9 protein-coding genes are annotated in these 10,270 nt (G+C 71.3%); 4 read left to right on the plus strand and 5 right to left on the minus strand.

The annotated features are described in order from the left end of the window. Positions 1-79: 79 nt before the first annotated feature. From AB8Z36_RS19735 to AB8Z36_RS19750, 4 genes are all read right to left on the minus strand, one after another. Complete coding sequence (locus AB8Z36_RS19735) at positions 80-1,561, minus strand: long-chain-fatty-acid--CoA ligase (RefSeq protein WP_369214663.1); 1,482 nt, start codon at positions 1,559-1,561, stop codon at positions 80-82. Positions 1,562-1,732: 171 nt separating this feature from the next. After that, positions 1,733-2,935 (minus strand): PucR family transcriptional regulator, encoded by a 1,203-nt coding sequence (locus AB8Z36_RS19740; protein ID WP_369214664.1) that lies wholly within the window; start codon positions 2,933-2,935, stop codon positions 1,733-1,735. A 120-nt stretch (positions 2,936-3,055) separates the two neighbouring features. Beyond that, positions 3,056-4,381 carry an MFS transporter gene (locus AB8Z36_RS19745; protein ID WP_369214665.1) on the minus strand — a complete coding sequence of 442 codons (1,326 nt, stop codon included), beginning with the start codon at positions 4,379-4,381 and terminating at the stop codon, positions 3,056-3,058. Positions 4,382-4,671: 290 nt separating this feature from the next. Beyond that, positions 4,672-5,205, minus strand: a complete 534-nt coding sequence (locus AB8Z36_RS19750; protein ID WP_369214666.1) for an EF-hand domain-containing protein — start codon at positions 5,203-5,205, stop codon at positions 4,672-4,674. Between the two features lie 362 nt (positions 5,206-5,567). On the opposite strand from AB8Z36_RS19750, the gene AB8Z36_RS19755 reads away from it, so the two are divergent. The 3 genes from AB8Z36_RS19755 to AB8Z36_RS19765 are packed head-to-tail and all read left to right on the plus strand — an operon-like array spanning position 5,568 to position 8,375. Continuing rightward, entirely contained in the window at positions 5,568-6,323 is a 756-nt protein-coding gene (locus AB8Z36_RS19755) for a (5-formylfuran-3-yl)methyl phosphate synthase (protein WP_369214667.1), read from the plus strand. Between the two features lie 10 nt (positions 6,324-6,333). Then, complete coding sequence (locus tag AB8Z36_RS19760) at positions 6,334-7,425, plus strand: NAD(P)-dependent alcohol dehydrogenase (RefSeq protein WP_369214668.1); 1,092 nt, start codon at positions 6,334-6,336, stop codon at positions 7,423-7,425. 47 nt (positions 7,426-7,472) lie between these two features. Next, a complete protein-coding gene (locus AB8Z36_RS19765) occupies positions 7,473-8,375 on the plus strand; it encodes a class I SAM-dependent methyltransferase (protein WP_369214669.1) in 903 nt (300 codons plus the stop codon). Positions 8,376-8,451: 76 nt separating this feature from the next. On the opposite strand, the gene AB8Z36_RS19770 is transcribed toward AB8Z36_RS19765, so the two are convergent. Beyond that, a complete protein-coding gene (locus AB8Z36_RS19770) occupies positions 8,452-9,588 on the minus strand; it encodes a PQQ-dependent sugar dehydrogenase (RefSeq protein WP_369214670.1) in 1,137 nt (378 codons plus the stop codon). 304 nt (positions 9,589-9,892) lie between these two features. Between AB8Z36_RS19770 and AB8Z36_RS19775 the strand changes: the two genes are divergently transcribed. Continuing rightward, the coding region (locus tag AB8Z36_RS19775) for a nitroreductase family deazaflavin-dependent oxidoreductase (RefSeq protein ID WP_369214671.1) at positions 9,893-10,270 on the plus strand (378 nt) is incomplete at its 3' end.

Genomic DNA, 10,270 nt, shown 5'->3' on the forward strand with positions numbered 1-10,270 from the left:
GCGTAGGGGATGCCCCGGAAGACGGCGATGCCGTCATCGAGGGTGCCGCGTACCGGTCCGTGCGAGGTGTCGACGACGGTCATGCGCAGGCCTCCCGCAGTTCGCGCTTGAGGATCTTGCCGCTGGGGCCGAGCGGCAGGGCGCCGAGCAGCCGCACCACGCGCGGGTACTTGTGCTTGCCGAGCCGTTGACGTGCCCAGTCGATGATGTCCTCGGGCGTCTCCGGCGCATCCGGGCGCAGGACGACGGCGGCGCAGATCTCCTCGCCCTTCTCCTCGTCGGCCAGGCCCACCACGCTGACCTGGGCGATGGAGGGGTGGCGGGCCAGGGTCTCCTCGACCTCGCGGGGATAGACGTTGAAGCCACCGCGGATGATGAGGTCCTTCTTGCGGTCGACGATGCTCAGACGGCCTTCGGCGTCCTGGACGCCGAGGTCGCCGGTGCGGAACCAGCCGTCGACGACGGCGGCCGCCGTCGCCCCGGGGTCGTCGAGGTATCCGGCGAAGACGTTGTGGCCCCGCAGGACGACCTCGCCGACCTCTCCGGTGGGCAGGAGCACGATGCGGTCCTCGGTCCCGGCGTCGGCGACGGCGGCCTCGGTGCCCCAGATGGGGCGCCCGACCGTGCCGGGGCGGCGGTCGGCGGGCTGGTTGAAGGTGGCGGCCGGAGAGGTCTCGGTGAGTCCGTAGCCTTCGAGCACCACGGCGTTGAAGGCGTGCTCGAAGCGTTCGAGGAGCGCGACGGGCAGCGCGGCGCCGCCGGAGACGGCCATGCGCAGGGTCGTCGGACGGACCCCGCCCGCCCCCAGCGCCTCGGTGAGCGCGTGGTACATGGTGGGCACGCCCATGAACACCGTCACCCGCTCCTCGGCCAGCAGGGCCAGAGCGCCGGGTCCGGTGAAGCGCGGGCACAGCACGAGGGCGGCGCCCGCGCGCAGGGCCGCGTTCATGGCGCAGGACTGTCCGAAGCTGTGGAACAGCGGCAGACAGCCGAGCACCACGTCATCGGGTGTCAGAGCGAACAGGTCCTGGGCACACACCGTCGCGTTCAGCACCAGGTTGCCGTGGGTGAGCAGGGCTCCCTTGGGCTGCCCGGTGGTGCCGCTGGTGTAGAGGATCACCGCGGTGTCGCCCTGCTCGCGCGGCTCGACGCGCTCCAGCGGCTCGCCTTCGCAGCTCACGCGCAGCACGTCCACGCCCGCGTCCGCCGCGGCTTCGGCGGCCAGGGATTCCAGCGGGCCGGCGCTGATGAGGGCGCGAGCGCCGCTGTGCCGCAGCACATAGGCGACCTCTTCGGCGACGAGCAGGGCGTGTACGGGTACGACCGTGCCGCCGGCGGCGAGGACGGCGTAGTAGGCGCGCGGGAAGTCGGCGGTGTTGGGCAGGAGCAGTGCGACACGGTCGCCGGGTTCGATGCCCCGGGCGCGCAGCCGGGCGGCGAAGCGGAGCACGTCCTGCCAGAGGGCGCCGTAGCTGACGCGGACGTCGCCGTCGACGACCGCGGTCCGGCCGGGGTGACGGACGGCGGATTCCCGCAGGATGGTGGCGACGCTCAACTGCACGGTGGCTCCCTTGCTCCCTCACGCGTACGAACGGTGTGTCCGACCGCCTCAGCTTCCGACGCGCCCCTGGCCGGGGGCCATGTGCAAGAGCCCAGCATCACGGGGAGCGCGGTGGGCAGTGGCACGAGCGGCGTCTTGGCGCGTCGGTACGGCAAGAGGGGTGAGCCGCCCTCAGTGCTCCAGTTCCAGGGCCCGCAGCGCCAGGGCCCAGCCAAGGCGTGCCTCGCCCGACCCGGCGGGCCAGCCGGACAGCTCGGCTATCCGGCTCACCCGGTTGAGGATCGTGTTGCGGTGGCAGAACAGCCGCGAGGCGGTGGCGGACGCGGAGCAGCCCGTGTCCAGCCACACCCGCAGGGTGTCGAGCAGCACCTCGCGCTCGGCGCCGCTGCGCAGGACACCGTCCAGATAGCGCGTGGCGAGCCGGTCGGCCATCTCCGGCTCGGCGCCGAGAGCGGCGTGCACCAGCCGCTCGTCGAGGTCGGCGACCGCCCTGCTGCCGGGCCGCAGCGTGGCCAGGGCGCGCTGGGCCAGGCGCAGGCCCTGGGCGGCGTCCGTCAGGTCCTCGAAGGGCGGTGAGATTCCGGCCCGGCACACGCGCTGGGCGCGCAGGACGTCCGCGAGCAGGTCCCGCTGGTCGGGCTGGTCGGGCCCACTGGGCCTGATCCGGACCAGGCCCGCGACGGTTTCCGCGCGCGGACGCCAGAAGGACCACAGGCCCAGCGCGTCGAGCGCGGGCCCCGGGTCGGGCGGTGAGGCGGGGTCCTGGGCGTCCTGGGCGATGACCACCACGGCGTAGCGGCCCTGCCGGGGTACGCCCAGGGCGGTGGCGGCCGCGGCGGCCACGGTGGGATCACCGGCACGGCCGTCCAGGAGCGCCTCGAACAGGGCGCCGCGCCGGGAGGCCTCGCGGTGCTGCAATTCCAGGGTGCGCAGCCGGTAGGAGTCGGCCATCGCCGAGGAGAAGCGGTCGATGGTCTCCCACACCGCCCCGGCCATGTCACCCACCAGGCGCTGCTGGGCGGGCGGCCGGTCGCGCATCCAGTCGGCCATCGCCTGCCACAGCACCCGCCCGCCGCGCCGGTAGGCCTGGAGCACCGTGGCCAGCGGCATGCCCTGTTCGGCGCGCAGGCACCCGTTCTCGGCGGCGACGGCCTCGAAGCTGCGGTCCCCGGGGGGCATCCCGGCGAACTCGTGCAGGGCCAGTTCCATGTTGCCGCGCAGGGTGAGCCGGAGATCCTCGTGCGAGACCGGGGTGCCGCTGGCGTAGCGGGCGCTGTGGGCGCAGATGTCGGCCGTGAGCCGCTCGATGAGCCGGTCGATGTCGGCGGACAGCGTCTGGGCCAGTTCACGGCGCAGCGCCAGCTCCTCGTTCATGGCCGAAGAATAGACACCGACCGGGTTGGCCGGAAGTCTGCGGTCGCCCAGGGTGTGCGCGGGCCCCCTGGGCGAACGCACAGGGGGGTGGGGGTTACCGCCGGGCCCGTGCCGTCGGGCCTACTCCACCGTCGCCGGTGTCCCGGCGGGCAGCGGAGTGTCCTCGCCCTTGACGGTCCGCCTCAGGGCGGCGGCCAGGGCGATCCCGGCGAGGCCCACCAGCACGACGAAGACGAAGGGTGCGCGAGCACTGCCGCTCCGGTCCTCGATCAGGCCGAACACGAGCGGTCCGAAGAACCCGCCCAGCAGCCCGACCGTGTTGATGAAGGCGAGCCCGGCCGCCGCCATCAGGCCCGACATGCGCGACATCGCCACCGACCAGAACAGCGGCAGCGTCCCGGTCAGGAAGAAGTTGGCCACGAAGAGCGAGGCGAAACGCGCCCCGGCGCCCTCCGTGGCCAGGTAGGCACCCATGGCGGCCGTTCCCGCGACCGCGCACACCACGATCAGTCCGGTGTCGTCACCGACCCGGCCGTGCAGCCACGGGAAGAACAGCACGCCCGCGAGGATGGCTATGCCCATGCTGCCGGTGACGAGCCCGATGGGCATCGGACCCCGTACGCCCATGCCCTCCACGATCGAGGGCAGATTGAACCCGACGGCGGCGCCGACGAGCTGGTTGCCGAAGTACGTCGCGGCGAGCAGCAGCACGACCGGGCGCCCGAAGGCCTCCCTGAAGTGGCCGCGCAGGCGGTGCGGAGAGGGGTGGTGCGTCCCGGCCGCACGCTCGGACAGTGCGGCGGCCTCGTCCGGCGAGAGCCAGCGTGCGTCCTGCGGGCGGCTGGGCAGCGCCCACCACACGAACCCGCCGACCGCGACGGTCACCAGCCCCTCGACCAGGAACATCCACTGCCAGCCCTGGAGCCCGGCGACGCCGTCCAGGCTCATCAGGCCGCCGCCCGCGGGGGCACCCAGGATGGTCGCGGCGGCGGGCGCGGTGTAGATGAGGCCGACGACGCCGACGCGGTGCCGCTGGGAGAACCACAGTGTGACGGTGTACATCAGGGCCGGGTACAGCCCGGCCTCGGCGGCACCGAGCGCGAACCGCAGGACGTAGAAGGAGGTCTCCCCCTGGACGAACATCATGGCGGCGGAGACCAGCCCCCAGGTCAGCGCGATGCGCGCGATCCAGGCACGCGCACCCACCCGGTAGAGCACCAGGTTGCTCGGGACCTCAAGCAGCGCGTAGCTGACGAAGAAGACACCGGCACCCAGACCGTACGCGGCGGCGCCGACGCCGATGTCGGCCTCAAGCTGGGTCTTGGCGAGCGCGACGTTCGTCCGGTCCACGTACGACATGAAGTACGCGAGACCGAGCAGCGGCAGCAGCCGTCGGATCGCCCTGCGGGTCGCGGCCTCGTGCGCCGCGTCGGGGAGAGTGGGCATGGCAGTCCTTCCCGCGGGCACGGGTGCGCGCGGCAGTCGGTGACGCAGAGGGCACGGGCGCCGCACATCCGGCCGCTGGGTGGGCGGTGCCGGTGCGTCGCTCGTGGACGTTCAGCATTGGGTACGGCGCCGCGGCCCGGCCATGTGCAGGTGCCCAGCATGCGGGCGGAGTGACTAGGCACCGGCCAAGGCGTCGGCCGGGTGCGCGCACGAGCCCCGGGACCGGCACGGAAGAGCCCGAAGGCCCCGCTCGGTGAGGAGCGGGGCCTTCGGGCCGGGGGGGGACCGGATCAGGCTGCCGGAGAGGCCGCCAGCAGGTCCGCGGGGATACCGCCCTTGTCCGGGGCGTAGTAGTTCTTGATCTCGGCCTCCCAGACCTCGACCCTGATCCGGTCGTCGGCGTCGGGCTCGAAGGCGTCGAAGAGGGCGTGGATGTTCGGCAGGTCGAAGCCGACTCCCCGCATCATGCCGACGAACACCGGCCGGGTGACGAGACCGCTGCCGTCCACGTCACCGAAGCGTGCGAAGCCCGAGGCGAACTGGTCGACCGCACCACTGAAGCGCTCCGGCGAAAGGACGCACGCCTGGTACTCGTCGTAGGTGATCCGCCCGTCGTGGTCGGCGTCGAGCTCACCGACCAAGGTCTCCCAGTAGCGCGCGAAGCTGGCGTGCATGGCCTGCTTGCGCGCCGCGTCGGCTTCGGGGACAGCCGCGGCGACCCGGCTGCTCATCAGGTCGAAGTCATCAGATTCCAGGACTCCGTTGCCATCGGCGTCGAACAGGGTGAAGACGTGTTTCACGCGATTGATCGCCTCGGTGCGCATGAGCTCTTTCCCTTCGTCTGGGCGGGCCGCGGTGGGCCGGTCGTACGGCTGTCGTGGGCCGCTTATATCGCCGTCGTGCAGTCACTATGCGGGCTGCGCAATCCGCTGYYCCGGGGYGCGGGACCGCTCAACAGAAAGAGTGAAAACGCACCCGACGCGGCATGATCCGGGCTTCTCGGACCGAGCGGCGGTGGGAACCGGCGTGCACGGCGCACTGCGGGCCCGGTCGACGCTCCGCCCGGCTTTTGTGCGCCCTACCGGGGGTCGCGGACCGCCCTTGATGATGAGCGCACCGCGAGCGCTCTGCGGTCAGCCGTCGGCGGTGGGCGGTCAGCAGCGGTGCGGAGACTAAGGAGACCACCTTGTTACTTCTCGTTTCTCCCGACGGCGTCGAGGAGGCCCTCGATTGCGCGAAGGCGGCGGAGCATCTCGACATCGTGGATGTGAAGAAGCCCGACGAGGGCTCGCTCGGCGCCAACTTCCCGTGGGTCATCAGAGAGATCCGCGATGCGGTCCCGGCGGACAAGCCCGTGTCCGCCACCGTGGGAGACGTGCCGTACAAACCCGGCACCGTGGCTCAGGCGGCCCTCGGCGCGGCGGTCTCGGGAGCCACCTACATCAAGGTCGGGCTCTACGGATGCACGACGCCCGAGCAGGCCATCGACGTCATGCGCGGCGTCGTCCGGGCCGTGAAGGACTACCGCCCCGACGCCCTGGTCGTCGCTTCGGGCTACGCCGACGCCCACCGCATCGGCTGCGTCAACCCCCTCGCGGTGCCCGACATCGCCGCGCGCGCCGGGTGCGACGCGGCCATGCTCGACACGGCGGTCAAGGACGGGACCCGGCTGTTCGACCACGTACCGCCCGAAGAGTGCGCGGAGTTCGTGCGACGGACCCACCGAGGTGACCTGCTCGCCGCTCTCGCGGGCAGCGTGAAAGTGGGTGACCTCGACGTACTGCACCGCATCGGCACCGACATCGTGGGGGTGCGCGGCGCGGTCTGCGAAGGCGGCGACCGCAACGCCGGAAGGATCCAGCCGCACCTGGTGGCCGCGTTCCGGGCGGAGATGGACCGGCACGCGCGAGAGCAGGCGGCTGCCGCGGTCACGGCGGGCTGAAGGGCTGACGTTGCGATTCGACGCGGCGGTACTGCGTTCCTACCAGAGCCGATTCGCCGTCGAGGAGGTGCTTCTGGCCGCGGGACCCGCCGAGGACGAGGTCCTGGTCAAGATCGCGGGCTGCGGGATGTGCCGGACCGACCTGGCGGTGCGCCGTTCGGCGGGCCGCTCTCCGCTCCCTGCGGTGCTCGGCCACGAGGGCGCCGGGGTCGTGGTGGAGACGGGCGGTCCGCACACCGGCCTGAGCGACGGCGACCACGTCGTCCTCAGCTTCGACTCCTGCGGCCACTGCCGGAACTGCATGGCCGCGGCCCCCGCCTACTGCGACTCCTTCGCCGCGCTGAACCTCTTCGGCGGGCGACAGGAGAACGCCGCCCGGTTCACCGACGCGGCGGGGGCGGAGTTGGCACCCCGGTGGTTCGGCCAGTCGGCGTTCGCCACGTACGCGATGGTCCCGGCCCGCAATGCCGTACGGGTCGATCCCGCACTGCCCGTCGAACTGCTCGGCCCACTCGGCTGCGGGTTCCTCACCGGCGCCGGAGCGGTCTTCAACTCCTTCGCCGCCGGTCCCGGTGAGACCCTCGCGGTGTTCGGCGCGGGAGCGGTGGGCCTGGCCGCGGTGATGGCGGCCACCGCCTCCGGAGTGGTCACCGTGGCCGTCGACCGCCACCCGCAACGGCTGGCCCTGGCCGAACGCTTCGGCGCGATCCCGCTGCACGCCACCTCACCCGGTCTGCCCGCCCGCATCCGCGAACTGACGGACGACGGCGCGCACTACGCCCTGGACACCACGGCCGTGCCCCGGCTCATCAACGACGCTCTCCAAGCCCTGCGCCCGAAGGGCCACCTCGGCCTGGTGGCACGACTCAACACCACCTTGCCGATCGAACCGGGAGCGCTGGACCGGGGCAGGACACTCGCGCACATCTGTGAGGGGGACGCGGTACCGGGACTGCTGATCCCGCGCCTGACCGGACTGTGGCAGGCAGGGCGCTTCCCCTTCGACGAGCTGATCCGCACCTACCCGCTGACCGACATCAACGAGGCCGAACGCGACTGCGAGGAGGGCCGCGTGGTCAAACCGGTCCTGCTCCCGTCCTGATCTCACCAGGGTTCCGTCCTGGTCCCGTCAACCCCCATGGAGGACATGTGGTCGGCACCACCTATCGCAGCACCGGCAGGGAAGGCGTGGAAGGAGGAGTCGGAGTGACCGCTCTGCTGGTGGCCGCCGCACGGGCGATCGAGACCCACCGCCACGACACCCTGGCGCAGGACCCCTACGCGGAGCACTTCGTCCGCGCCTCACCGGCCTCGGCCGACTGGCCGGTAGATATCCAGCAGGTCCCGGACGGCGACGCCAACCCCCTGTGGGGACGCTTCGCGCGCTACTTCGGCCTGCGGACGAGAGTCCTCGACGACTTCCTCCTCCGCTCGGTGCACAGAGCGAGCGCCCGGCAAGTGGTGCTGCTCGGCGCGGGGCTGGACTCGCGGGCGTTCCGCCTGGACTGGCCACCCGGCTGCGTGATCTTCGAGATCGACAGGGAGGAGGTCCTCGCGTTCAAGCACAAGGTGCTCGACGGTTTGCAGGCCACCCCGAAGGCGGCGCGCATCCCCATTCCGCTCGACCTCCGTGACGACTGGGCCGGAGCACTCGCCTGCGTCGGCTTCGACCCGACCACACCCAGCGTCTGGCTGGCCGAGGGGCTGCTGTTCTACCTGCCCAGCACCGCCGAGACCCGTCTCATCGACATGGTGAACACCCTGAGCATGCCAGGGAGCGCTCTGGCCTACGAGGTCAAACTCGACAAGGACCTCCTCGCCCACCGCGACAGCCCGCTGTACACCGCGACGGCCCAGCAGATCGGCATCGACCTGCTCACCCTCTTCGCCAGGCAACCACGCCCCGACTCCGTCGCACACCTCACGGGCATGGGCTGGTCGACATCGGTCCACACCCCCTACGACTTCACCCGCCACCACGGACGCGGCCCCCTGCCCGAACCCGATGACGCCTTGGCGGGCAACCGGTGGGTCTTCGCGGACAAGCGTTGAGCGCGAGCGGAGTGCCCCATCGTCGGCCGTCGGCCGTCGGCTGCCCGGCAGTGCCCGCGCACTGCCGGGCCCGGAGTCATGCCGGGTCGATGCGGGAGATGCTCCCCGCTATGTCGAACACGTACAGCTCGCCCCTGCCGTCCTGGGCGAAGGAGATGACTTCACCTCCGTTGACCCCGAGGTCGCTCACGCCGGTGACCTTGCCGTCCTTCATCTTCAGGGAGCGCACGGTGCCGTCGCAGTAGTCGCTGAAGAGGTACTGGCCGGTGAGGGCGGGGATGGCCTTGCCGCGGTAGACGTAGCCGCCGGTCACCGAGCATCCGAGCCCGGTTCGGTCGTACTCGTGGACCGGACGTGTGTGGTCGGCGGGCTCGGTGCCGCCCCGGAAGGGATGGTTGCCCTCCATCTGCGACCAGCCGTAGTTCTCGCCGCCCTTGCTGCGCGCCGACGCCCAGTCGATCTCCTCCCAGTCGCTCTGGCCGACGTCTCCGATCAGGAGGTCACCCTTCCCGGCGTCGAAGGAGAAGCGCCACGGGTTGCGCAGCCCGTACGACCAGATCTCCGGCTTGGCCCCGGGCTTGCCCACGAACGGGTTGCCCGGCGGGATCGCGTACGGCTTGGCGCCGCGCGGGTCGATCCGCAGTATCTTGCCGAGCAGGGTGTCGAGGTTCTGTCCGTTGCCGTGCGGGTCGCCGCCCGAGCCGCCGTCACCGAAGGCGATGTACAGGTAGCCGTCGGGGCCGACCTTGATGTCGCCGCCGTTGTGGTTGGCGTACGGCTGCGTCTGGGTGAGGACGGTGCGCCGGGTGTTCGCCTGGATCCTGCCCTTCCGGACGGCGAACTCATCGATGGTGCTGGTGCCCTCCAGGTTCGTGAACGAGATGTAGAAGTGCTTGAAGTTCCGGTCGAAGGCGATGCCCAGCAGGCCGCGTTCGCCGTCGGTGGTGGTCTCTTTGGTGATGTCGAGGACGGGGTCGCTCAGCTGTTTGCCGTGCAGGATTCTCACGGTTCCCGCGCGTTCGGCTATCCAGAGTCTGCCGCCGGGGCCCGCGGCTCCCGCGATGGGGTTCGCGGCCGTGGCGACCTTGGTGAGCGCGACTTCGGCCGCGTGCCGGGGAGCGGTGCGTTCCTCGGCGGACGCCGTGGCCAAGGCGAGGGAGGTGACGAGGCAGAGGGTGCCGACGATCGCCGAGCTTCTGGTGCGGATTCTCACCSTGATCCTCCTGGAGGCGGCGCATGGGGAAGTACCCCGCTGCCGGGCAGTGCCGTGGTGGGGGATGGCGGGCGCCGCCCGTGCCAGCACGCAACGTGGGTGGGGGAGAAGTGCCTCTGGCTACGCACGAGGGTACTGGGGAGCCATGGGTTGGTATAGGCCAAGAATCGGTCTGTCTGGCCCAACTCCGCCCGCGGTTGAAGCCCAGTTGCCCGGCCGGTATCGGCAGCCGCCCTTCCGCTCCGTGCGCGGCTTGTGCTGGACTGTGCCGACATCATCCGTTCGTGACGTTGAGGGTGAATCGATGCCTCTTGAGGGCGAGTACGGGCCAAGTCCCGCGCAGTGGATCCGCGATCAGGTCGAGTTGTACGAGAGTTCGGGCGGCACCCAGGGCACGACGCTGTGGGACACGGGCCTGCCGGTCGTCATCGTCACGATGCGCGGCGCCAGGAGCGGCAGGATCCGCAAGATTCCCCTGATGCGCGTGGAGCACGAGGGGCGATACGCGGCGGTGGCCTCGAAGGGCGGCTACCCGCGCCACCCGGTCTGGTACTTCAACCTCAAGGCCGATCCGCGAGTGGATCTCCAGGACGGTCCCGAACGCCGGAGCATGCGGGCCCGTGAGCTCACCGGGGAGGAGAAGGCACAGTGGTGGAAGCGCGCCGTCGACGCGTTTCCGCAG

This window comes from Streptomyces flavofungini (genome assembly GCF_041028215.1).
Classification (GTDB): Bacteria; Actinomycetota; Actinomycetes; order Streptomycetales; family Streptomycetaceae; genus Streptomyces; species Streptomyces flavofungini_B.